This window comes from Flavobacterium sp. (assembly GCF_965277525.1).
In the GTDB taxonomy this organism is placed as follows: Bacteria; Bacteroidota; Bacteroidia; order Flavobacteriales; family Flavobacteriaceae; genus Flavobacterium.
The window spans coordinates 1,126,255-1,148,909 of sequence record NZ_CBDIDC010000005.1 but is presented as its reverse complement, the minus strand read 5'-3'; the positions used below and the strand labels follow the sequence as shown (position 1 = coordinate 1,148,909).

Here is a 22,655-nt window from a genome sequence, read left to right as displayed (position 1 = left end):
AAATTTTCGTCAAAAGTAGCACTCGCCACTTTTTAGAAATATGATAATTATTATTTTTTATTTATACTTTGATTTGTAAAATTGATGCTTTCAAACATTTTTAGTTTTTAGCCTTTTTATATTTTTGGAATAGATTTTCCAAAAATATATATTCTTGCTCTGTTCCAAAGTTTTCTGTCTGAATTTCTCTTTTAGAACTAATCATATAAAACTGACGACAGGAAAGGCATATTTTCGCTATCCCTGAGATTTCTTTATTCTTTTTAAAAATCAAAACATCTCTATATTCAGGTGCGCAGGCATATGCATTTTCAAACATATTTAAAGATGATTTCTCTAAAAAAATATCATCTCTTAAATACTCAATGTCTTTTTGGGATAACTCAAATTTAGAAAACCCATTAGAATTAATTGTTTTGTAAAAAATAGCGTTATTTACTTTCTCTGGATAATTGTCAAAAAAGATTTTATCAAAAATACCATTGTCAATACTTTTACTATTGTTCTCTCCCATTTCTTCTTCTTTACTTTTATTCAATGAATAATATTCAACATTGTCAAAATCAAAAAACATTTTTTCTTCTTTTGATTTGCAAGAAAGAATCAGGAAAAGCAATAAAAATATTGAATATCTTTTAATCATCAGACATTCGTATTTATCGACATCAAATACTTCTTTGGAGTTGTCGCAAACTTTTTCTTGAACGCCGCTATAAAGTGACTTCCTGTGCTGTAACCAATTTTCAACCCTACTTCGTTTACATTATAAGATCCGCTATCCAACAGTTTTCTGGCGAAATCCATTTTGTAATCGAATAGAAAACCGTAAACCGTATCACCGTAGATTTGCTTGAAACCCATTTTAAGTTTCTTCAAATTTAAACCAATTTCATCAGCCAGTTCTTGTAATCCCGGCGGTTCGGCCATATTAGCGATGATGATTTCCTTTGCTTTTCGGATTTTCAGAACATTGTCCTCATCGATCAAAAACGGACATTGTTCTGCGTTTGGATCTTCGGTCCTATTAAAATACAAACTCAATAATTCGTATCCTTTTCCTTTATAATAAAGGTTTTTTATCGATGGATGTAAGTTATAATGAAACAGTTGACTCAAAACAATCGCCATCGACGGGCTAATATTTCCTTCGTTATAATACTTTTTGTCCTTATTGTCCGGACTCAAAAAAGTAATATAGTCTGCTTCTGCAGAAAACAACGCGTGAAATTTCTTTATCGAAACAATTACTGAAATGACCCAGGAATTTGGAGCTAACTCTAAATTCAGCGGTAATTCTTTCTGGGGATTGTATAAAAGCAATGATTTTTCTTCTTTTAAATCTAAAGCATAACTGCCCTGATTGAACAAAAATTTGGCATTCCCTTTTATCCCGAAATGAAACTGTATCAGGCCACTACCTACTTCGTGCTGTCCGAAAAAGGGCTCTGAACTGTCATTTTGAAAACGAATAAGCGTAAAGTCGTCTTCAATTTTAATAATTTCCTGAGAACTCATAGCGATGTTTTTTTAGAATAAAAATCATGATAATCATCCAGGCTTATTTAGAATCACTCTAAACAAAACATTTCTAACCAATTGATTTTGCTACAAAAATACTTCTTTTTGCATAAAAACAGCTCTTTAGAAACAAAAAAACATGCAGCGATACAAAAAGTACTTTGAGCGTTACTTTTATAAACACTATAATCATAATTTTGTTGACACTTTTATGAAAGTGAATTTATGGAAAACAATAACATACCGAAACATCTTTATTTTTATTCAGTTGGTCTGAGTTATAAAAAAGCCGATGCTGAGGTAAGAGGTAAGTTTAGTTTGGATGCAATTGCAAAAACGCGTTTGCTGGAACAGGCTAAAGAAGAAGGAATAGAAAGTTTGATTGTGACTTCTACCTGCAACAGAACCGAAATTTATGGTTTTGCAGAACACCCATTTCAATTAATAAAACTAATTTGTGATAACAGCAATGGCTCTGTCGATGCTTTTCAGAAAGTTGGTTTTGTCTACAAAAATCAGGAAGCTATTAGTCATATGTTTCGCGTAGGAACTGGTTTAGACAGTCAGATCTTAGGCGATTTTGAGATTATTTCACAAATTAAGACCAGTTTTGCGCATTCAAAATCTATGGGATTAGCCAATGCTTTCTTAGAAAGACTGGTGAATGCTGTGATTCAGGCCAGTAAAAAGATCAAAAACGAAACTGAAATCAGCTCTGGCGCAACATCAGTTTCTTTTGCATCGGTACAATACATTCTTAAAAATGTAGAAGATATTGGGAATAAAAACATTTTACTTTTCGGAACAGGAAAAATTGGAAGAAATACTTGCGAGAATCTTGTTAAACATACCAAAAACGAACATATTACTTTAATCAACCGAACTAAGGACAAAGCGGAGAAATTGGCCGGAAAACTAAATTTGATTGTTAAGGATTATTCGGAGTTACATCTGGAACTTCAAAAAGCCGATGTTGTGGTTGTCGCTACAGGTGCTCAAAACCCAACGGTGGACAAAGCCATTTTAAATCTTAAGAAACCTTTGTTGATTTTAGATTTATCGATTCCGAAAAATGTAAATGAAAACGTAGAGGAATTAGAAGGTGTAACTTTGATTCACATGGATTATTTGTCACAATTGACAGATGAAACTTTGGAAAACAGAAAACTACACATTCCTGCTGCTGAAGCAATTATCGAAGAAGTAAAAGAGGAATTTACAATCTGGACAAAGGGAAGAAAATTTGCTCCAACAATAAATGCTTTAAAAGAAAAACTGAATGCTATTAAAGCTTCAGAATTAGATTTTCAAAGTAAAAAAATTGCAGATTTTAATGAAGCTCAGGCTGAAATCATCAGCAACAGAATCATCCAGAAAATCACTACACATTTTGCCAATCATTTAAAAGACGACGATACAATGGTCGATGAAAGCATCGAATGGATCGAAAAAGTCTTTAAGATAAAAGCATCTTAAAAAGTTTTTACCGTTAAGATATTAAGTTAATTAAGCTCTGTGTGGTTAAAACATGAGAAAAATATTTTTACCATTAAGAAAGTTAAGTTTTGTGGTTAATAATAATGAAAGTGAATCATTAATACTTTAAGATAAATTATGCTTTGTCATTTTTACAAAGCGATGCTTAATTAACTTAATATCTTGATGGTAAAAAAAATAAAAACCTTGGTTTTAAATAAATAATGGCTGAAAAAACAATCAGAATTGGAACTCGCGATAGCGAATTGGCACTTTGGCAAGCACATACTGTCGAAAAAAAACTAAACGATTTAGGTTATAAAACTTCGATTGTTGCTGTAAAATCTACAGGTGATATCATTCTTGACAAACCTCTTTATGAACTTGGAATCACCGGAATCTTTACTAAAACTTTAGATATTGCCATGATTAATGGCAGTATTGATATTGCAGTTCATTCGATGAAAGATGTGCCAACCGCTTTACCAAAAGGTATTGTTCAGGCGGCAGTCTTAGAGAGAGCCAATGTTTTAGACATTTTGGTTCATAAAGGAAATCCAGATTTTGCAAATCCAAGTACCATTGCAACCGGAAGTTTACGTCGTCAGGCGCAATGGTTTAACAAATACCCAAACCATACAGTAGTTGATTTACGCGGAAACGTAAACACTCGTATGCAAAAGCTACAAGACAATAATTGGGACGGAGCTGTTTTTGCCGCTGCAGGTTTGGAGCGCATTAACCTTAAACCGGGAAATTATATCAATTTAGACTGGATGGTTCCGGCACCGGCACAAGGTGCAATGCTTGTTGTGGCAATGGAAAACGACAATTATACGCTGGATGCACTTTCGCAACTGAACCATATTGAAACTGAAATCTGTACTTATATCGAACGTCAGTTTTTGAGAACTTTAGAAGGCGGTTGTACCGCACCGATCGGGGCTTTGGTAACTTATAATGAAGATGAAGACACGTTACATTTTCAAGGTGTTTTACTTTCTGTTGATGGAAAACAAAAACTTGAAATTGAAAAAACGGTTGATATTTCCGAATGGAAAAAACTAGGTTTCTTCGCCGCTCAGGAAATTTTAAATAATGGCGGAAGCGAATTGATGGCATCTATTAAAGAATCTCTAAAAAAATAATGGCAAAATCAATTCAAATATTATCTACAAAAAAGCTGTCGGGCGAACAAAAACAAGCATTGGTAAAAGCCAATATTGAAGTAGTCGAATCTGACTTTATTCAAACCCAAAACAAACCTTTCGAATTAAAAGATATTAACGAAAATCTGATTTTTACAAGTCAGAATGCGGTTCATAGCGTTTTATCAGATCCCAAATCGGAAGAACTGAAAAGCAAAAATGTGTTTTGTGTGGGTTTAAAAACCAAAATTCTTTTATCTGAAAGCGGATTTAATGTTGTCGCTTATACCGGTTATGCTTCAGATTTAGCCGAAATCATTACTTTGATTTACCGCAGTGAAAGCTATACTTTTTTCAGCGGGAATCTTCGTAGAGAAACGTTGCCTAAAGCATTAAAAGATGCTGATGTAAAATTCAATGAAATTCAGGTTTATGATACGTCATTAACTCCTCAGAAAATAAAAACTACGGTTGACGGAATCTTATTTTTTAGTCCTTCCGGCGTTGAAAGTTATTTGAAAGACAATACGATTAAGAAAGAAAAGTGTTTTTGCATTGGAGAAACCACTGCTGAAGCTTTACATAAAATCACCAAAAATATCATCATTGCAGATCAACCAACGGTTGAAGACGTAATCGAAGATGTAATTGAAGAATATAAATAAAAACTTTGCAACTTTGTCACTTTGTGGCTTTGCACCTAAAATAAAACTCATGTTAAAAAACGACCTATTTTTAAAAGCATTAAAAGGAGAAACTGTTCAACGTCCACCAGTTTGGATGATGCGTCAAGCCGGAAGATATTTACCGGAATTTATCGCTTTGCGTGATAAATATGATTTTTTCACAAGATGTCAAACTCCTGAATTAGCTGCTGAAATCACTGTTCAACCAATTCGTAGAATTGCACCTGATGCAGCGATTTTATTCTCTGATATTCTGGTTGTGCCTCAGGCAATGGGAATCGAAGTTTTAATGAAAGAGAATTTTGGTCCGTTCTTGCCAAATCCAATTCGTTCATTGGCGGATGTTCACCGCGTTTACGTTCCGGACATTCAGGAAACTTTAGGCTATGTAATGGATGCCATTAAATTGACTAAAGAAATGCTGAACGACGAAGTGCCATTAATTGGTTTCGCTGGTTCACCATGGACCATTTTCTGTTATGCTGTTGAAGGAAAAGGTTCTAAAAGTTTTGATACCGCAAAAGGCTTTGCTTTCTCAAACCCTGCTGCTGCACATACATTATTACAAAAAATTACAGATACTACCATTTTATACTTAAAAGAAAAAGTAAAAGCGGGAGTTGATGCTGTTCAGATTTTTGATTCCTGGGGAGGAATGCTTTCTCCGGTTGATTATCAGGAATTCTCATGGAAATATATCAACCAAATCGTTGAAGCTTTGGCCGATCACGCTCCGGTTATTGTTTTCGGAAAAGGATGTTGGTTTGCTCTTGGCGAAATGGGTAAAAGTAGAGCTTCGGCATTGGGTGTAGACTGGACGTGTTCCCCTAGAAATGCGCGTTATTTGTCTGGCGGAAACATTACTTTACAAGGAAACTTTGATCCGTCAAGATTGCTTTCTCCAATTCCAACCATCAAAAAAATGGTTCATGAAATGATCGACGAGTTCGGAAAAGATAAATATGTTGTAAATTTAGGTCACGGAATTTTACCAAATATCCCTGTAGATCATGCAAAAGCGTTTATCGACGCAGTTAAGGAATACGGGAACTAACTTAGTGTTCAGTATCCAGTTGCAGTTTTCAGTCTCATTTAGGTCTGAAAACTGCGACTGGGACTGAAAACTTTAAAAAACCATGCCTTAGAGATGTTTGCAAACCTAAACTTTACCAAAAACTCTCCGTTTTCTTTTATAGAATATGGCTTTCAGGCGTATTATGCGACTGTGTTTTTGATGGTTTGGTTGCATCCGGAACAACATCCGGTAAGTCTTATAAATGATTTGGCTGTTTTAATGGCTTTCGAATTTATCATGGTTCATTCAGGAGTTTTTATGGCCGTTATGCCTAAAAAATTGTCCTTTTTTGTGTTTTTTCCCATGTACGGGTTGTTTGCATTAGCTTTTAATCATTCTGTGATTAATACAAATATTTTTTATATTTATTTGTTAACTGTTTTAAACCGAATGCGATTTGCTTTTTCGGATGTAGGCCCGGAAGTTCGGGCATTGCAAATAGGGAAATCTGTTTCAAAAGCAATGTTCTATTTCTTTTTAATTTTTGCTGTAGCATTTGGGAATGCCTTAATTCCGAAATTTGGATTAACAGAAGATTTTTTAGAAAAATCCAATTATTTTGATAGTGTTAAATCGAGTGGCTTATTTATAGACAAACCGTATGTCCCAATATGTATGGGTTTTATATACTATTCATTACCCGTTTTGTATTTTATCTATCGCATTATAAAAAAGATTGGCAACCGAAATAATGATCCTTTTCAAGAAGAAAAATTAATCTTTAGCAGAACAATATACAATCAGAAATTTAAATCGGATATAAAACAATAAATCATGCTCAACAAAGGCTTAAGAGATGAAGAAAGCATTCGAATAGAAAATACGCTACGAACTTTGCATGCGCTAACTTTTGTTCCTAAGTTTTGGAATGCCGAGGATACGAGACTTATAGATGAACAACTTAAAAATTTTGGTTTAAGCTTAGAAAGAACTATTGAAATCCCTGAAGAAGAGTTGATTCTTTTATTGCAAAGATGTCATCTCGACTGGAATCAACAGGAGGAATTTGCAGATATTTTAATAGGTTTATCTCATGAAAAACAGTTTGATTTTCTAGCAAAGGCACTTGCCATCTACCAGTACATTCAGCAGGAAAGCAAGGTTTTTTCTTTTGGAATAAATACTAAAATTGCTGCGGCTAAAAGCAAATAGAGATGAGTTTTACAGATTTAAAAATAGAAGCAATTAACGATATTCTTCCGGAAGAGTTTTACAACCTCATCCAAAAGAATGCAGCTTACATCTCAAAAACTTTTCCATTTACTCTTTCGAATTGTTTAGATTTAGAAAAAACAGAACAATTTATTGCTTTAAACAAAGACAAGGAAAATAATAAAGAAGGCTATTATTTTTATGCCAGAGATATAAAAACAAATGCTTTAATAGGTTATTTATGCATAAAAAGTATTGATAAGAATAAAGCAAAATGTGAATTGGGTTATTTTGTTGATGAAGATTATCAGGGAAAAGGAATTACCTCAAAAGTAGTTTCAGAAACTTTATCTTTTTGTTTTAATACTTTAAAAATGAATAAGGTTTTTATTTGTACTTCAAAAATCAATAACGCAAGTCAGCAAATTGCTTTGAAACACCATTTTAAACAAGAAGGAATATTACGCGAAGAATTCAAAAACGGTGAAGGAATATTAGAAGATATCGTTTACTTTGGATTGCTTAAATCAGAATATAATAAAAAATAAGTTTATTAAAAATTTGGCAAATCAGTGGGTTACAAATTGTAACTCACTGAAATCGTAAGAGAGAACAGGTAAAAAAGTAGTCAATAAATTAAATGCTATTGATTATTTGGAAAACAAAAAAGAATTGGAATAATGAAAGATAAATTTTACGCATACATACAAAAATTACAAGACCAGATTTGTGCCGGATTAGAAGCTGTTGACGGAACAACGAAATTTCGTGAAGATCTTTGGAAACGTCCTGAAGGCGGCGGCGGAAGAACACGCGTTATTGAAAACGGAACTGTTTTCGAAAAAGGCGGCGTAAACATTTCAGCCGTTCACGGAAAATTACCGGAGGCGATGCAAAAGATGTTTGGCGTAGGCGAAGCTGATTTTTTTGCCTGTGGTTTAAGTTTGGTTTTACATCCTAAAAATCCGATGGTTCCTACTGTTCACGCCAATTGGAGATATTTTGAAATGTACGATGAATCCGGGAAAGTAATCGAACAATGGTTTGGCGGCGGACAGGATTTAACGCCTTATTATTTGTTTGAAGAAGATGCAAAACATTTTCACCAAACGTGTAAAACGGCTTGTGACAAACATAATCCGGAGTTTTATGCAAAATATAAAAAACAATGCGACGCTTATTTCTGGAATGCACATAGAAACGAAGCCCGTGGAATTGGTGGTTTGTTCTTTGATTATTGCAAAGCAAACGAAGAAATGTCAATGGAAGACTGGTACAACTTTGTAACTGAAGTTGGCGATAGTTTCTTAGAAGCTTATGTTCCGATTGTCGAAAGAAGAAAAAATCTGGAATATACCCCAGAAAACAGAAACTGGCAGGAAATCCGTCGTGGTCGTTATGTTGAGTTTAATCTGGTTCATGACAAAGGCACCTTATTCGGTTTAAAAACCAATGGAAGAATTGAGAGTATTTTAATGAGTTTACCTCCGCACGTGCAATGGGTTTATGATCATCATGCAGAAGTGGGAAGTATTGAAGAAAAATTGGTCAATGTGTTGGAAAATCCGGTTGACTGGATTTAATACAATTAAAACTTATAAGGGCAATCTATTTATAGCGGTTTTGTAAATTTATTTTATTGAAAAATCATGAAATAAAATATACCGCTCCTTTGGAGCCCGAATGTAATACTCAATACTTTTCTATAAATATTACGCTTCTCCGAAGCTATTAAAAATTATTGGTTCGAATTGGATGGCATATTTGTTAAAATATAAATCAGGACATTCATTTGAAACTTTTTAAAATGGAAAGTCCCAGCGGGACGATATATTTATAGAACAATATAGGTTTATTTTCGATGAACCCCAGCGGGGTGACATATAAATCAAACCTAAGTATGGCAAACACCTATTCTCAATTATATATCCATATTGTATTTGCCGTGAAAGGCAGGCAAAATTTGATCTCATCAGTTTGGAAAGATGAAATCTATAAATTTATCACTGGCATTATTACAAATAAAGGACAAAAACTTATTGCTATTAACGGAATGCCAGATCATGTCCATATTTTAATCGGATTTAAACCTGATCAATCTATATCGGATTTAGTTCGTGATATAAAAGCAAATTCATCAAAGTTTATAAATGACAAGAAATGGATTAATGGAAAATTTGAATGGCAAACAGGATTTGGAGCTTTTTCATACAGCCATTCTCAATTGACAAATGTCATAAATTACATTCATAACCAGGAAGAACATCATAAAACGAAAACGTTCAAAGAAGAATATGTTGAGTTTTTAAAATTATTCCATATCGAATTCAAAAATGAATATTTATTTGATGATGTTTAATTTTTAGGATCGGGTAATAATATTACGCTCCGATGGAGCTCAAATTTACACTCAACAAAATTTAGCTATAAATATATCGCTCCTATGGAGCTATATTTAAAACATATAGTTATTGAAATCGTTTGAGACAAATCCCAAAGGGATGGTATATTTATAAAACTTTATGAATCTAGATTATTTAACCCCATCAGGGCGACATATTTTAGATCATCAAAATTAAAATCCATAAATTAGCTATAGATATTACTCTCGTAAAAATTAACGAATGAATCTAAAACTGATTTATATAGCGTTTTTGGGAAGTTTTTTTGGGTGTTTTGCCCAAAAAGACACGCTGCAAAATCCTTATTTTAAATCGTATGATGATAAAATTACTGCTAGCGCTTACTATTTAGACACTTCGAATAATTTTGAAATTGGTTTTGATACTAATGGTCAAAAGAAATATGTTGATCTTAACCCCAACAGAAGAGAACAATTAGGTTTAAGTTTGACTTATCAGTTTATTGATATCAGTTTAGGTTTTGCGCCGAAATTCTTTAGCGAAAACAAAGACAACTCTGATTCTAAATTATTTAGCTTCAATACCCGTTTTTACTATAAAAAATGGATGCAGTCTTTCACTTTTATCAATCAAAAAGGTTTTTATATCAGCGATGATGATGTGAATGTATTTTTACCTAAAATGCGTACCACAAAAATTGGCGGATCTACTTCTTATATTTTTAATGATAATTTTTCTTATAAAACATTAGTAAATCAAAACGAGTGGCAAACCAAGAGTTCCGGAAGTTTTATTCCGAGTTTTTCGTTTTATTACACGAATCTTAATTTAAACAATACACCGGATTCTTCGAATGGAGATATTTATGTTTTTTCGTTAGCGCCCTCCTACTTTTATAATTTTGTTATTAGTGATCGCGTTTTAATAGGTGCCGGAATTGCTTTTGGAGCCGGAATTAATGATATTGATGGTGATGTTTCTGCCTTATATGAATTAGACTTTAATTTAAAGCTTGCTTATAATAGAGATCGCTTTTTTGCTTTTACAAGTTTAAACACGCTTAATTTTCTTCAAAATAATCATGCCGAAGCACGACTAAACGACAATGTATCGACTTTAAAACTCAGTATTGGGTACCGATTTGATCCTCCTAAAAAAGTAAAAGAAGTCTATGAAAAGGTGAATGAAAAAACGGGGCTTTAAAAATTTGAAATTATCAATTACTAAAAAAGAGCCTGAATGCTCACAGTAACGCAGAATTTTATAGTTAATAAAAATTTATTATTATGGAAAATAGAGAAAGGTACATAGCACAATTACATCGTATGCATTCCGGAAAAGGATTTATCGCTGCATTAGATCAAAGTGGCGGGAGCACACCAAAAGCATTAGCGCAATACGGTGTTCAGGAAAGCAGCTATACGAATGAGGAAGAAATGTACACACTTGTACATGAAATGAGAACCCGAATTATCAAAAGTCCTGCATTTGATCGCGAGTATATTCTTGGCGCTATCTTATTTGAAAACACAATGGATCGTAAAATTGAAGGAGAATGGACTGCTGATTATTTGTGGGAGAAAAAAAACATAGTTCCATTTTTAAAAGTCGACAAAGGGCTTGCTGACCTTGCTAATGGCGTACAATTGATGAAGCCTATTGCTAATCTGGACGAATTACTAACACGAGCTGTCGCACGAAATATTTTTGGCACTAAAATGCGTTCTGTTATTAAAGAAGCCAATACAGCTGGAATTCGCGAAGTTGTAGAGCAGCAATTCGCAGTAGGTTTGCAGATTTTTGAAAAAGGACTTATCCCAATTATTGAGCCTGAAGTCGATATTTATAGCAGTGATAAGGAAAAGTCAGAAGAAATTCTAAGAGAAGAAATCAAGAAACAACTTAGTGTACTAGGTAAAGATATAAAAGTGATGCTAAAACTATCTATTCCAACAGTGAATGACTTTTACAAAGAGCTCATGTCGGCTCCGCATGTGGTGCGTGTTGTAGCATTGTCAGGAGGATATGCCCAGGATGAAGCCAATCATAAGCTTGCACAAAACCACGGATTGATTGCAAGTTTCTCAAGAGCATTGTCTGAAGGATTAAGTGCCGGTCAGTCTGATGATGACTTTAATACTAAACTAGGCAAGACGATTAAAGAGATTTATACAGCTTCTATTACATAAGTGAAAACACTTTATAAAAAAATCCCCAAGATGGTCTCTGGGGATTTTTGCTTTATACCCTTTACAGATTATTTACTTAATTCTTCAGCTAAATCTAAGGTTTGTAAAATGATGTTTTTATCTGATTTTCCAGCGTTTAATTTAAACCCGAAAATCAATTTATTATCCTTCAGCTTTTTAGGCGATTCGATGGTAACATCATTAAATTGCTGAGTTATTTTTTTTATTTTATTCGATTGGTTTTCCCTGGCTTCACCAGTACTCGCATAAACATTCGCTAATCCGGCAAGATTCAGTTTTCCGAAGATATAATTTTTCTTTAAGGCATTTTTTGCGTCTTTAGAAAAAGATCCTTTTCCGGTATTAAAATATTCAAGTGTATTGGCTATAACCACGACATCCTTGTCTTTTTTAATAAAAAGAGTACCATATTCTTCTGTTCCGGCTATTTGATAATAATCGCCTTTTTGAATTAACATCTTTTTGCGAACACCTAACTGGATCAGTTTATCACCAAATGTAGGATGTGTTGACGTAAAAATGACTGAAAATAAAGGAATACTCTTTTTTGTTTTTTGCTCAGTTACAGTTTCTTCATAATTTTCGTCATAACCGTATGATTTTGTCATAACCTCAACTTCTTTCATGTTGTAGAAAAACATACTTAAATCACCATCAAAAAGCGTTGCTGTGGCTTCTTCATCGATTATTGTCGAAATCAAATCAGTCACAAGAGTTATATCCTCTTTAAGGAGCTTCTGATTTTGAAATAATTCAGCTGTTAGCGATGGAAAATTTTCAATAATCGCTTTACTATTGAGATGATAAGACATATATCCTAACGGTTTTTCATTCGGAAAATAATTAAAGATGTACTTATTTATTTTTCTATTCGTCATTTTTTCGACGATTGCTGCCATTGGTTGGGAATATTCTATTACTTCTTCGATACGTGCATTGTCGTTATCAAAATAAAAATCAAAATTGATTCCTTTTACCAGTTTCCCAAACTTATTTTGAATGGGTAAAAACTTATTATAACTGGTCAACTGAGATAAAGTACCATAGGAAGAATTTAAAGTAGACATCGCGGAACTGTAATTTAACCATGACGAAATATCTGCTGTTGCATTTATTTTATCTGAACTTGGGGCAATAAAATCATTTTCGAATAAGGATTTAATAAAAAGGCTTTGTTGTTCTGCCTGCAAATGATCAAAATCTGCTTTGGCTTTCTCATATTCAGCGTTAGACATTCTGGCATATTCTTCTACTTCTTGTGCGTCATCATTTTCTATTGTTTCTTTAACGGGTTCTACTGTACCTGATACAGGCTCTTCATAAGATTCTTCAACTGAGACAGAATCTACTGCAGCACTATCCCACTTGTATCTGTCTGAGACATACTTTTTGGTAAATTCAACAATTACCAGATAATTATCGTTCCAGGCAAATGATATTTTTTGATTTTTTTTAGTATAAACAGCATATTTTCCAAAATCCTTAATTGCCGGAACTTCAACTGAATCTGTATGTTGCTGAATAAAAAACTGTTTAACAGCTTCTTTGCTCTTTATTGGAATTGTAATCTGATAATAAGGAATACTATCTGTGAAGTTTCCGTGAATGGTTGACTTTTGATCCAATTGAAAAAGGGCGGTGTATTGGGCCAGGTCAAGATTGGATTTGCCGTCTTTGTATTTGCTGATAAGCGGATGATTCAATATATCTGCAATATTTACTTTTTTAGAAAGCTGGTTTCCGTTAAACTGTACAAAATAATCATATTGCTTTTGATTCGTCTGACCAAAAGTCAAATACATGGCGAATAATAAAAGGAAAGTATAAAACTTCTTCATAAATCAGGGTATTAATTGGATTGTATTGTTCATTAATGCCGATTTTTTTAGCACACTGTACATGCTTTGTTTTAAAAATACGGTCTTTTTGTTTTGTGAAATTATACTGTTGGGATTTTGCACGGATTGTACATCTTTATCGAAAGTATAAATGGCAATAATATTAGCTGCCTCCAGATCTTGTTTTTTCTTAGGATCTTTTATCAGCTTTTCCGGAATTGGATACGAAGCAATTCTTTCGAAATTTTTAGCAGTACTGGCAAAATGAATCTGATCACTTTGATTGTTTATTGCATTTACAACGGCATTCAGTGCTTTTACATTGGCATAATTGAGTTTGATGATGAAAACGTAATTTTCAAAATCAGTCTTTGTTGTCACATTTGTAATGCCGTCAATTTTTAAAGCTTTTGCTTTGAAGTCTTCCAGTTTTTTGTTGATTTCCTGTTCGTTAGGGATTTTTACGCCATCGACTTCTTCCAGCCAAATTGCCGATTTTGTCTTAAACCAGGATTTCGAAAAGTCAACCATCAGGGTATATTCGCCACTTTGATCGTCGTGGTGTTTGATTCTTTCTGTTATTTCAAAACAACTTGTTAAAAGTAAACAACAGCATAAAGCGAGAATTTTCTTCATTGGGTAAATTTAATTGGCTTTTTTAGACTAAAGGATAGTCAACTCCTTTCATCATTAAAAAAATAAGATTTTTCCTGAATTCACAAAGCTACTTCTAATTTTATTATTATCAAATTTTTAGATAATATTAACGGATTCTACTATTGTCTAATCGCCTTATTCTGTTGATTTTTCTTTAACTTTGCAACGGAATTTTGATTCCGATATTCTTCTTAAAATTCATAAAAAAACAGATATGTTCCCATTACAAAGAAACCGCCGTTTAAGAACCAATGAATCTATTCGTTCTTTAGTTCGTGAAACAAGTTTGAGTCCGCAAGATTTTATGCTTCCAATGTTTGTAGCTGAAGGAAAAGATGTAAAAGTGGCTATCCCTTCAATGCCCGGAATCTACCGTCATTCCTTAGACAAAACCATCAAAGAAGTTAAGGAAGCCTGGGATTTAGGAATCAAAGCGGTGAATATTTATGTAAAAGTTAGTGACAGTCTAAAAGATAACAAAGGTGTTGAAGCCTGGAACAAGGATGGTTTAATGCAACAAACGATTCGTGCCATCAAGGATGCTGTTCCGGAAATGATTGTAATGCCGGATGTAGCTTTAGATCCATATTCTATTTATGGTCATGACGGAATTATTGAAAACGGTCAGTTAATAAATGATGCTACAGTTGATGCTTTGACCAGAATGAGTTTGAGCCATGCTGAAGCCGGAGCTGATTTTGTGGCGCCAAGTGATATGATGGACGGACGTGTTCTGGCGATCAGAAAGGCATTAGAAGAAAACGGACATCACAATGTGGGAATCATGAGTTACAGCGCTAAATATGCTTCGGCATTTTACGGCCCTTTTCGTGATGCTTTGGATTCTGCTCCGGTAGATTCTCAAAATATTCCAAAAGATAAAAAAACCTACCAAATGGATTATGCGAACCGAATTGAAGGAATTCGTGAAGCATTATTAGACGTCGAAGAAGGTGCAGATATTGTTATGGTAAAACCAGGAATTGCCTATTTAGACATTGTTCGCGAGGTAAAAAACGCCGTTCATGTACCTGTTGCAGTTTACCAGGTATCTGGTGAGTACGCTATGGTAAAGGCCGCAGCCGAAAGAGGCTGGCTAGATCATGACAAAATTATGATAGAGCAACTTTACTGCATTAAGCGTGCAGGCGCCAGTATTATCTCAACTTACTTTGCTAAAGAAGCTGCTTTACTATTAAATAAATAATTATGAAAAAAGTATTATTCTTATCCACCGTTTTAGCTTTGGCTTCATGTAAAAAAGAAGCAGTAGAAAATCCTGTTGAAAATGCAACGGAGAATTATTCTGAAGGACATTCGGCGGAAGCCAAAACTCCGGAGGCTTTAGGAAAACAAATTTTTGAAGGACAAGGAAACTGTATTTCCTGTCATCAGGCAGATCAAAAAGTGGTTGGGCCGAGTATTCAGGAAATTGCTAAAATATACAAGGACAAAAAAGGCGATATTGTAACTTTCCTAAAAGGAAATGCAGACCCAATTGTTGATCCCGATCAGTTTTCGGTAATGAAAACCAACTTTCCGGTAACCCAAGCCATGTCGGACGAGGAGTTAAAAGCAATCGAAAGCTATATTTACAGTCATTTAAAGTAATTTATAATTGCTGCTGACATACTGTTGTCATAGCACCATTTTACATTTACAACTCAACAAAAATGAAGTAAAAAATGATAATTCAAAAATTCGATGTAATTGGTATTTCGGTAAGAACTACAAACGAAAATGGTCAATCCGGAGAAGACATTCCTGCGCTTTGGAAAAAATTTATAACCGAAGAAATTCAGCAGAAAATTCCAGGAAAAATTTCGGAAGACATTTTTTCTATTTATACTGATTACGAAAAAGATCATACAAAACCTTACACCACTATTTTGGGATGTAAAGTAGAAAGTCTGGATTTTATACCTGAAAATATGGTAGGAAAAACAATTGAATCAGCAGATTATGAAGAGCTTATTGCCAAAGGAAATTTAGCAGAAGGCATTGTTTATAATAAATGGCTGGAAATTTGGAACTCCGATTTAGATCGAAGTTTTACAGCAGATTTCGAAGTTTATGGAGCCAAGACTCAAAACCCGGAAAATGCAGAAGTTGCTATTTACATTGCAATTCAATAAGATATAGAAACAAAAACGGCGCTAAAATTAGCGCCGTTTTTTATGGTTTGATCTTACCAGATTTTAACTCTCTTATCAGGTTCAACATACATTGCATCTCCTTTTTTGATTCCGAAAGCTTGGTAAAAAGCATCTACGTTCTGAATTGGCACAACTGCTCTGTACATTCCAGGTGAATGCGGATCAGTTTTAACCTGACTCTTAATTGCCTCATCTCTTGATTTTGTTCTCCAGACAGTAGCCCATGAAATAAAGAAACGTTGTTCCGGTGTAAATCCATCAATTAATCCCGGATTTCCATTGGCTTTTAAATACAATTGTAACCCGTCGTAAGCAGCGTTTATTCCACCTAAATCTCCAATGTTCTCTCCTAAAGTAAATTTACCATCTACATGAATTCCAGGCAAAGGCTCCAAAGCACTGTATTGTGCTGCAAGAGCAGCCCCAAGAGCTGTAAATTGTTTTAGATCCTCAGCTGTCCACCAATCCACAAGATTTCCGTCTGCGTTGTACCGTGCTCCTGAATCATCAAATCCATGCGAAATCTCGTGACCGATTACAGCTCCTATTCCACCATAATTTACAGCTTCATCCGCCTGGTAATTATAGAACGGTGGTTGTAAAATTGCTGCCGGGAAAACGATCTCGTTATAAGATGGATTAAAATAAGCATTTACCGTTTGTGGAGACATTCCCCATTCTGTTTTATCAACTGGTTTACCTAGTTTAGCCAGGTTTTCTGCGTAAGCCCATTTTGATATGTTTTTAGAATTATCAAAATAAGTTCCGCCTTCATTTACATTTTTAAGCTCTAATTTAGAGTAATCTTTCCACTTATCAGGATATCCGATTTTAACGGTCAGTTTCTTTAGTTTTTCAATTGCTTTTGCTTTCGTTTCTGCAGACATCCAAGGCAATGCATTGATTCTGTTTTCATAAGCTAACATTACATTAGCAATCATTTTCTTTGCTTTATCTTTTGCTTCAGCAGGAAATAATTTCTCTACATATAATTTTCCCAAAGCTTCTCCGGTTACACCGTTAATTACCTGCAAAGCTACTTCTTCACGGGGACGTTGTTTCAAAGCTCCTGTTAATGTTTTTCCGTAGAAATCGAAATTTGCATTTTCAATATCAGTAGTCAAAGTTGAAGCCGTCTTGTTTAATAAAGACCATTTTAGGTACTCTTTCCAGGCTTCTACTTTCTTTTCAGAAAATGTTTTTTCTAAAGCAATCATATAACGTGGCTGCGCTACATTTACAGTATCTAATTTTGCCATTCCAATTCCGGCAAAATATTTCTCCCATTGAATCGAAGGTGTATTCTTTTTTAGGTCCGCAACTGCTGTGGGGTTGTATTGTTTTCTACGATCTCTGCGCTCAACACGATCCAATCTTGGTGCAGACAGTTCTACTTCTAAAGCTAAGATTTGTTTGGCACTTTCTTTTGCTTTAGCAGGAGACTCTCCAAGGTATTGCATCATTCGGGCAACGTGTAATTCATATTTTTCACGTTTTTCTTTAGAATCTTTATCATCAGAGTTATAATAATCCTTGTCCGACAATCCTAAACCACCAGGGCTTAAGTTAACGGAGTTTTTATTACTGTTTTTTGCATCAGCTCCAACATAAACACCAAAGAAACCAATACCTCCCTGAGATTGCATCTCCATAAAGAAATTTTGTAAATCAGTTACATTTTTAATGGCATCGATTTTCTTTAGATAAGGCTGAAGTTGGGTAATACCTCTTTTATTACGTCCAACAGTATCCATAATCGTATTAAACAGAGCAATTGCTTTCCCCTGATCTGTATTCGATTTGTACTTAGGATCTTTTGATGCTTCTTTTAAGATGGCAAGGGCATCATTATCTGTCTTCTGACGTAATTCATTGAAACTTCCCCATGAATTTCTGTCACTTGGGATTTCAGTTTTGTCTAACCATGCTCCGTTTACATAACGGAAAAAATCCTGACCCGGACTTACTTTCAGATCCATATTGGCAAGATTAATACCTGGTTCTTTTGGTTTTGCATTTTGAGCGTTTACTGCAGTAACGGTAATCATTGCAGAAACAACACAAAACATAGGTTTTCTTAGTTGTTTAATCATTTTAATTTATAGTTTTTAGTATATCCACAAACATATTGCAATTATTTCAAACTGCGTGTTAAATTTTTCAAATAATTGATTCAAGAATGATGATCTCTATTCTGATCAAAAAATGCCTGTAAGAGTAAGAGAGTATAGTTTTTGATTCAGTAAATAATGTAAGCTAAAAACGGCGCTGATTAAGCGCCGTTTTATGGTTGTATTTATTACCAGATTTTAACTCGTTTTTCCGGGCTAACATACATTTTATCTCCTTTTTTAATACCAAAGGCATCATAAAAAGCATCAACATTCTGAAGCGGAACATAGGCTCTGTACATTCCCGGAGAGTGCGGATCTGTTTTTACCTGATTTTTAATCGCTTCATCTCTGGTTTTGGTTCTCCAAACAGTTGCCCATGAAATAAAGAAACGTTGTTCAGGAGTAAAGCCATCAATTAATCCAGGGGTTCCATGTGCTTTTAAATACAATTGCAATCCATCATAAGCTGCATTAATACCACCCAGGTCACCAATATTTTCTCCTAAAGTAAAATTACCGTCTACATGAATTCCCGGCAAAGGCTCCAAAGCACTGTATTGATCTGCTAAAGCCTTACCAAGAGCAGTAAATTGTTTTAAATCTTCCGGGGTCCACCAGTCTACTAAATTTCCTTCAGCATTATAACGTGCTCCTGAATCATCAAAACCATGAGAAATTTCATGACCAATAACAGCGCCGATTCCGCCGTAATTTACAGCTTCATCTGCTTGATAATTGTAAAAAGGAGGTTGCAAAATTGCCGCCGGAAATACAATTTCGTTATACGATGGATTGTAATATGCATTTACAGTTTGTGGCGACATTCCCCATTCTGTTTTATCAACCGGTTTGTTTCGTTTTTCGATTCCTTTTTTGAACTCCCATTTGGCCAGATTGCGTGCATTCTCGAAATAACTTCCTCCATCAGCTACACTTTTAATCTCAAGCGCAGAATAATCTTTCCACTTATCAGGATAACCGACTTTTATGGTAATTTTGTTTAATTTTTCAATTGCTTTAACTTTTGTAGCTGCAGACATCCAGGTCAAATTATTAATACGATTCTGGTAGGCCAGAATAATATTACGAATCATATCAACTGCTTTGGTTTTTGCTTCAGCAGGAAATACTTTTTCTACATATAATTTTCCAAGTGCTTCACCAATAGTCGTGTTGACAACCAGTAAAGCTTTTTCTTCACGTGGCAATTGTTTGATAGCTCCTCTTAATGTCTTACTGTAAAAATCAAAACTGGCCGTTTCAATATCGGTTGATAATTTTGTAGAAACTGTATTTAGTAAATCCCATTTCAAATATTCTTTCCACTGCCCTACTTTGTTTTCAGTAAAAACAGTTTGCAAAGCTTTCATATACTTAGGCTCCATTACCACTACCGTATCTAACTTCGGTAAGCCAATACCTGTAAAATAAGCATCCCACTTAATTGCCGGCGTTATTTTTTGAAGTTCAGCAACTGTCATTGGGTTATATTGCAAACGACTGTCTCTACTTTGAACGCGATCTAATCTTGGTTTTGACAATTCTGTTTCTAAAGCCAGAATCGCAGCGGCACTTTGCTTTGCTTTCTCCGGAGATTCACCAATAAACTGCATCATTTTCGCTACATGAAGCTGGTATTTTGCACGCTTTTCTTTAGAATCTTTATCCTCTGCTGTATAATAATCTTTATCCGGTAATCCCAATCGGCTTACGCCAAGACTTACAGAATTTTTAGAACTGTTTTTTTCGTCAGCTCCAATATATATTCCAAAAAAACCGGCACTACCTTCTTGCTCCACTTCAATCAAATATTTTTGAAGATCAGCTATGTTTTTAATCGCGTCAATTTTTTTGAAGTACGGCTCTAAAGGTTTTATTCCTGCTTTATTTCTTCCTACTGTATCTAGTATGGTCGAAAATAAGTTAACCGCTTTCCCCTGATCGGTATCCGATTTATATTTTGGATTTTTAGAGGCGTCTTTCAGAATAGACATGGCGTCTTTATCTGTTTTCTTGATCAATTCATTAAAACTTCCCCATGTCGTACGATCACTTGGAATTTCAGTTTGATTAAGCCAGGTTCCGTTTACATATTGAAAAAAATCCTGACTTGGGCTAATTTTAGTATTCATGTAGGAAACATTAATACCGGGTTCTTTTGAGGTTGCATTTTGAGCTTCGACAGCTGTAAATGAAATCGTCATAAAAAAGGCGCAGAACAAAGGTCTGCTAAGTTGTTTTTTCATTTATTTTTAAGTTTTCGGTCTTTATACAAACGTATTCTTAATATCTGGAACGCTATGTTAAAATTATTGAAATAATCGCAAAAAAGTACATTATCCAAACATTTTAATAGATACCATCGAATATTTTCATGTATATATAACCGGTTTTCACATGATTATTAGAATAGTTTTTCGAATATTTGTTACAAAGAATTGAAATAAAAAGTGAGAGCAAAAATACAGCATGCGGTTTCAGAAAAAATAAATACTATTGGCTTACCAATATTAGCCTTATGTTGGGTGAGCTTTTTCTGGGGCACCACCTGGCTGGCCTCAAAAGAAGGTGTAAAACACATGCCTGGTTTGCAATTGGCGAATATTCGTCAGTTCTTGGCCGGAATTCTTTATGTGGGTTATTTTCTTCTAAAGAAAGAACCCTGGCCAAAAGGCAAACAATGGCGTACGATTTTGGTTTTAGCATTTTTAAATTTTGCTTGTAGTAACGGCTTAAGTACCTGGGGAGTTAAATATATGAGTAGTGGATTGGGTGCCATCATCAGTGCTATCTTCCCAATTTGGATCATTATCATCAACTTTTTTAATGGTCAGAGAGTGGCAAGAATGGCTTTACTTGGAATTCTGATCAGCTTTGGGGGTATTTGCATTATCTTTATTGATTATATCGCTGATTTTTTAAAACCTGAATTTCAATTCGGAATTATTCTGATGACTGCTTCTACTGTTACATGGGCTTTTGGAATTTTACAAACGAAGAAAAAAGCCGCCAGTTTTAATCCGTATTTCAGTTTAGGATTGCAAATGTTGCTATCTAGTATTTTTCTGTTTGGAATTACAGAAGCTACAGGAATTAATATTCCTCTTAGCGAAATACCAACAGCTTCCTGGTGGTCCATTGGGTATTTAGTCGTTGTTGGATCTGTACTAACATTCATTGCCTTTATTTACACGTTGCAACATCTTCCAACAGAAATTAGCAGCATTTATGTTTACATTAATCCAATTGTGGCAATGGTTTTAGGATCGTTATTATTTGGAGAAACTCTTACGCAGGCTATCGCAATTGGTGCCGTCGTAACTCTTATGGGATTGTATCTGGTGAACAAATCTATTAGAAAAATTAAAAAGTAAATTAACCGTTTATCTTCACCACGAATTTTCGCAAATATTCTTTTGTCTTAAAATTTAGATCGATTTGATTCGTGATAATTGCTGAAATTCGTGGCAAAAACCTTTTTCTCAATTTGTTGTCCTGTTAAAAGCAATCGTTAATTAGCTTTTTAAAAAGTGCTTTTTGTATTTTTGCGCCAAATTGTTTTTATGAAATCTCTTCTGTACAAATACCGTAAATTTTTTATTGTTCTCATTGTATTTTCAGCTGTAACCATATCCTTATTTTATTCGGCTTTAAAGCCTCAAAAAACATTGCCAATTTACAATCCTGCTGATGTAAACCCTGAATTGGTTGACAGTACGATACAATACAAAAGTAAATACCATACGATTGCTGATTTTAAGTTTGTAAACCAAAACGGTGATACAATTACTCAAAAAAATTACGAAGGAAAAATTTATGTCGCTGACTTTTTCTTTACGACGTGTGGCTCTATTTGCCCAAAGATGACAACGAATCTTGAAGAAGTTCAAAAAGCTGTTTTAAACAATCCAAAGGTAATGTTACTTTCGCACACTGTTTTTCCGGAAGTCGACAGTATTCCGGTTTTAAAAGCTTATGCGATAAAGCATCATGTTGTTGATAGCAAATGGAATTTGGTTACCGGCGATAAAAAAGAAATCTACACCATGGCCAGAAAATCTTATTTGGCAGTAAAATTAGGTCGCCCTGATCAATTGTATGATATGGTGCATACTGAGAATTTTGTTTTGGTAGATCAAAAACGACGTGTTCGTGGTTTTTATGACGGAACGAACAAAGAAGAAATCAAACGCCTTTTAGAAGACATTAATTTCTTGTGTCAGGAGTAAAACCCCTTATTTTTAGAAACATTTAGCATTTAC

The 22,655-nt window shown here is 34.4% G+C and carries 22 protein-coding genes; 16 read left to right on the top strand and 6 right to left on the bottom strand.

Going from position 1 to position 22,655, the window contains the following annotated elements; genetic code table 11:
* Positions 1–100: 100 nt before the first annotated feature.
* Together ACQY44_RS13310 and ACQY44_RS13305 are read right to left on the bottom strand one after the other, a co-directional pair.
* Positions 101–643, bottom strand: coding sequence for a hypothetical protein (locus ACQY44_RS13310; protein WP_428230820.1), 543 nt, complete (start codon positions 641–643; stop codon positions 101–103).
* A complete protein-coding gene (locus ACQY44_RS13305) occupies positions 643–1,515 on the bottom strand; it encodes a helix-turn-helix domain-containing protein (protein WP_056247889.1) in 873 nt (290 codons plus the stop codon). The genes ACQY44_RS13310 and ACQY44_RS13305 overlap by 1 nt, the downstream gene beginning before the upstream one ends.
* Before the next feature lie 228 nt (positions 1,516–1,743).
* On the opposite strand from ACQY44_RS13305, the gene hemA reads away from it, so the two are divergent.
* The 11 genes from hemA to ACQY44_RS13250 all read left to right on the top strand — a co-directional run bounded on the left by hemA (position 1,744) and on the right by ACQY44_RS13250 (position 11,607).
* Complete coding sequence (gene hemA / locus ACQY44_RS13300; protein ID WP_428230819.1) at positions 1,744–2,994, top strand: glutamyl-tRNA reductase; 1,251 nt, start codon at positions 1,744–1,746, stop codon at positions 2,992–2,994.
* Positions 2,995–3,218: 224 nt separating this feature from the next.
* On the top strand, positions 3,219–4,142 hold the full coding sequence (hemC, locus tag ACQY44_RS13295) for a hydroxymethylbilane synthase (protein ID WP_428230818.1): 924 nt from the start codon (positions 3,219–3,221) through the stop codon (positions 4,140–4,142).
* Positions 4,142–4,807, top strand: coding sequence for a uroporphyrinogen-III synthase (locus ACQY44_RS13290; protein WP_428230817.1), 666 nt, complete (start codon positions 4,142–4,144; stop codon positions 4,805–4,807). The genes hemC and ACQY44_RS13290 overlap by 1 nt, the downstream gene beginning before the upstream one ends.
* 49 nt (positions 4,808–4,856) lie before the next feature.
* Positions 4,857–5,882, top strand: a complete 1,026-nt coding sequence (hemE, locus tag ACQY44_RS13285; protein WP_428230816.1) for a uroporphyrinogen decarboxylase — start codon at positions 4,857–4,859, stop codon at positions 5,880–5,882.
* Between the two features lie 93 nt (positions 5,883–5,975).
* Positions 5,976–6,674, top strand: a complete 699-nt coding sequence (locus ACQY44_RS13280; protein ID WP_428230815.1) for a hypothetical protein — start codon at positions 5,976–5,978, stop codon at positions 6,672–6,674.
* Between the two features lie 3 nt (positions 6,675–6,677).
* Positions 6,678–7,055 (top strand): hypothetical protein, encoded by a 378-nt coding sequence (locus ACQY44_RS13275; RefSeq protein WP_428230814.1) that lies wholly within the window; start codon positions 6,678–6,680, stop codon positions 7,053–7,055.
* 2 nt (positions 7,056–7,057) lie between these two features.
* Positions 7,058–7,603, top strand: a complete 546-nt coding sequence (locus ACQY44_RS13270; RefSeq protein ID WP_428230813.1) for a GNAT family N-acetyltransferase — start codon at positions 7,058–7,060, stop codon at positions 7,601–7,603.
* Between the two features lie 132 nt (positions 7,604–7,735).
* The gene (gene hemF, locus ACQY44_RS13265) at positions 7,736–8,638 is read left to right on the top strand and encodes an oxygen-dependent coproporphyrinogen oxidase (protein ID WP_428230812.1); all 903 of its coding nucleotides are present in this window, start codon (positions 7,736–7,738) and stop codon (positions 8,636–8,638) included.
* A gap of 317 nt (positions 8,639–8,955) precedes the next feature.
* Positions 8,956–9,414, top strand: a complete 459-nt coding sequence (gene tnpA / locus ACQY44_RS13260; RefSeq protein ID WP_428230811.1) for an IS200/IS605 family transposase — start codon at positions 8,956–8,958, stop codon at positions 9,412–9,414.
* A 265-nt stretch (positions 9,415–9,679) separates the two neighbouring features.
* Positions 9,680–10,621, top strand: coding sequence for a DUF4421 family protein (locus tag ACQY44_RS13255; protein WP_428230810.1), 942 nt, complete (start codon positions 9,680–9,682; stop codon positions 10,619–10,621).
* An 83-nt stretch (positions 10,622–10,704) separates the two neighbouring features.
* Positions 10,705–11,607 carry a fructose bisphosphate aldolase gene (locus ACQY44_RS13250; RefSeq protein WP_428230809.1) on the top strand — a complete coding sequence of 301 codons (903 nt, stop codon included), beginning with the start codon at positions 10,705–10,707 and terminating at the stop codon, positions 11,605–11,607.
* Between the two features lie 68 nt (positions 11,608–11,675).
* On the opposite strand, the gene ACQY44_RS13245 is transcribed toward ACQY44_RS13250, so the two are convergent.
* A complete protein-coding gene (locus ACQY44_RS13245) occupies positions 11,676–13,466 on the bottom strand; it encodes a hypothetical protein (RefSeq protein WP_428230808.1) in 1,791 nt (596 codons plus the stop codon).
* A gap of 3 nt (positions 13,467–13,469) precedes the next feature.
* On the bottom strand, positions 13,470–14,102 hold the full coding sequence (locus ACQY44_RS13240; protein ID WP_428230807.1) for a hypothetical protein: 633 nt from the start codon (positions 14,100–14,102) through the stop codon (positions 13,470–13,472).
* 235 nt (positions 14,103–14,337) lie between these two features.
* Between ACQY44_RS13240 and hemB the strand changes: the two genes are divergently transcribed.
* From hemB to ACQY44_RS13225, 3 genes are all read left to right on the top strand, one after another.
* Entirely contained in the window at positions 14,338–15,330 is a 993-nt protein-coding gene (gene hemB / locus ACQY44_RS13235; protein ID WP_428230806.1) for a porphobilinogen synthase, read from the top strand.
* A 2-nt stretch (positions 15,331–15,332) separates the two neighbouring features.
* A complete protein-coding gene (locus ACQY44_RS13230; RefSeq protein WP_428230805.1) occupies positions 15,333–15,734 on the top strand; it encodes a c-type cytochrome in 402 nt (133 codons plus the stop codon).
* A 74-nt stretch (positions 15,735–15,808) separates the two neighbouring features.
* Entirely contained in the window at positions 15,809–16,258 is a 450-nt protein-coding gene (locus tag ACQY44_RS13225; protein WP_428230804.1) for a GyrI-like domain-containing protein, read from the top strand.
* 53 nt (positions 16,259–16,311) lie between these two features.
* Here the strand turns inward: ACQY44_RS13225 and ACQY44_RS13220 are convergent, their stop codons facing one another.
* Entirely contained in the window at positions 16,312–18,372 is a 2,061-nt protein-coding gene (locus ACQY44_RS13220) for a M13 family metallopeptidase (RefSeq protein WP_428230803.1), read from the bottom strand.
* A 206-nt stretch (positions 18,373–18,578) separates the two neighbouring features.
* On the bottom strand, positions 18,579–20,639 hold the full coding sequence (locus ACQY44_RS13215; RefSeq protein WP_428230802.1) for a M13 family metallopeptidase: 2,061 nt from the start codon (positions 20,637–20,639) through the stop codon (positions 18,579–18,581).
* A gap of 204 nt (positions 20,640–20,843) precedes the next feature.
* Between ACQY44_RS13215 and ACQY44_RS13210 the strand changes: the two genes are divergently transcribed.
* Both ACQY44_RS13210 and ACQY44_RS13205 read left to right on the top strand, forming a co-directional pair.
* Positions 20,844–21,767 carry a DMT family transporter gene (locus tag ACQY44_RS13210; protein WP_428230801.1) on the top strand — a complete coding sequence of 308 codons (924 nt, stop codon included), beginning with the start codon at positions 20,844–20,846 and terminating at the stop codon, positions 21,765–21,767.
* 189 nt (positions 21,768–21,956) lie between these two features.
* A complete protein-coding gene (locus ACQY44_RS13205) occupies positions 21,957–22,622 on the top strand; it encodes an SCO family protein (RefSeq protein ID WP_428230800.1) in 666 nt (221 codons plus the stop codon).
* Positions 22,623–22,655: the final 33 nt, after the last annotated feature.

Excerpts from the sequence above, each read along its gene's own strand:
- ACQY44_RS13220 (WP_428230803.1), bottom strand. The coding sequence starts at position 18,372 with ATGATTAAACAACTAAGAAAACCTATGTTTTGTGTTGTTTCTGCAATG.
- hemF (WP_428230812.1), top strand. The coding sequence starts at position 7,736 with ATGAAAGATAAATTTTACGCATACATACAAAAATTACAAGACCAGATT.
- hemC (WP_428230818.1), top strand. The coding sequence starts at position 3,219 with ATGGCTGAAAAAACAATCAGAATTGGAACTCGCGATAGCGAATTGGCA.
- hemE (WP_428230816.1), top strand. The coding sequence starts at position 4,857 with ATGTTAAAAAACGACCTATTTTTAAAAGCATTAAAAGGAGAAACTGTT.
- ACQY44_RS13270 (WP_428230813.1), top strand. The coding sequence starts at position 7,058 with ATGAGTTTTACAGATTTAAAAATAGAAGCAATTAACGATATTCTTCCG.
- ACQY44_RS13225 (WP_428230804.1), top strand. The coding sequence starts at position 15,809 with ATGATAATTCAAAAATTCGATGTAATTGGTATTTCGGTAAGAACTACA.
- ACQY44_RS13245 (WP_428230808.1), bottom strand. The coding sequence starts at position 13,466 with ATGAAGAAGTTTTATACTTTCCTTTTATTATTCGCCATGTATTTGACT.
- hemB (WP_428230806.1), top strand. The coding sequence starts at position 14,338 with ATGTTCCCATTACAAAGAAACCGCCGTTTAAGAACCAATGAATCTATT.
- ACQY44_RS13305 (WP_056247889.1), bottom strand. The coding sequence starts at position 1,515 with ATGAGTTCTCAGGAAATTATTAAAATTGAAGACGACTTTACGCTTATT.
- ACQY44_RS13240 (WP_428230807.1), bottom strand. The coding sequence starts at position 14,102 with ATGAAGAAAATTCTCGCTTTATGCTGTTGTTTACTTTTAACAAGTTGT.
- ACQY44_RS13215 (WP_428230802.1), bottom strand. The coding sequence starts at position 20,639 with ATGAAAAAACAACTTAGCAGACCTTTGTTCTGCGCCTTTTTTATGACG.
- ACQY44_RS13280 (WP_428230815.1), top strand. The coding sequence starts at position 5,976 with ATGTTTGCAAACCTAAACTTTACCAAAAACTCTCCGTTTTCTTTTATA.
- ACQY44_RS13310 (WP_428230820.1), bottom strand. The coding sequence starts at position 643 with ATGATTAAAAGATATTCAATATTTTTATTGCTTTTCCTGATTCTTTCT.
- ACQY44_RS13205 (WP_428230800.1), top strand. The coding sequence starts at position 21,957 with ATGAAATCTCTTCTGTACAAATACCGTAAATTTTTTATTGTTCTCATT.
- ACQY44_RS13275 (WP_428230814.1), top strand. The coding sequence starts at position 6,678 with ATGCTCAACAAAGGCTTAAGAGATGAAGAAAGCATTCGAATAGAAAAT.
- ACQY44_RS13290 (WP_428230817.1), top strand. The coding sequence starts at position 4,142 with ATGGCAAAATCAATTCAAATATTATCTACAAAAAAGCTGTCGGGCGAA.
- ACQY44_RS13250 (WP_428230809.1), top strand. The coding sequence starts at position 10,705 with ATGGAAAATAGAGAAAGGTACATAGCACAATTACATCGTATGCATTCC.
- ACQY44_RS13230 (WP_428230805.1), top strand. The coding sequence starts at position 15,333 with ATGAAAAAAGTATTATTCTTATCCACCGTTTTAGCTTTGGCTTCATGT.
- tnpA (WP_428230811.1), top strand. The coding sequence starts at position 8,956 with ATGGCAAACACCTATTCTCAATTATATATCCATATTGTATTTGCCGTG.
- ACQY44_RS13255 (WP_428230810.1), top strand. The coding sequence starts at position 9,680 with ATGAATCTAAAACTGATTTATATAGCGTTTTTGGGAAGTTTTTTTGGG.
- hemA (WP_428230819.1), top strand. The coding sequence starts at position 1,744 with ATGGAAAACAATAACATACCGAAACATCTTTATTTTTATTCAGTTGGT.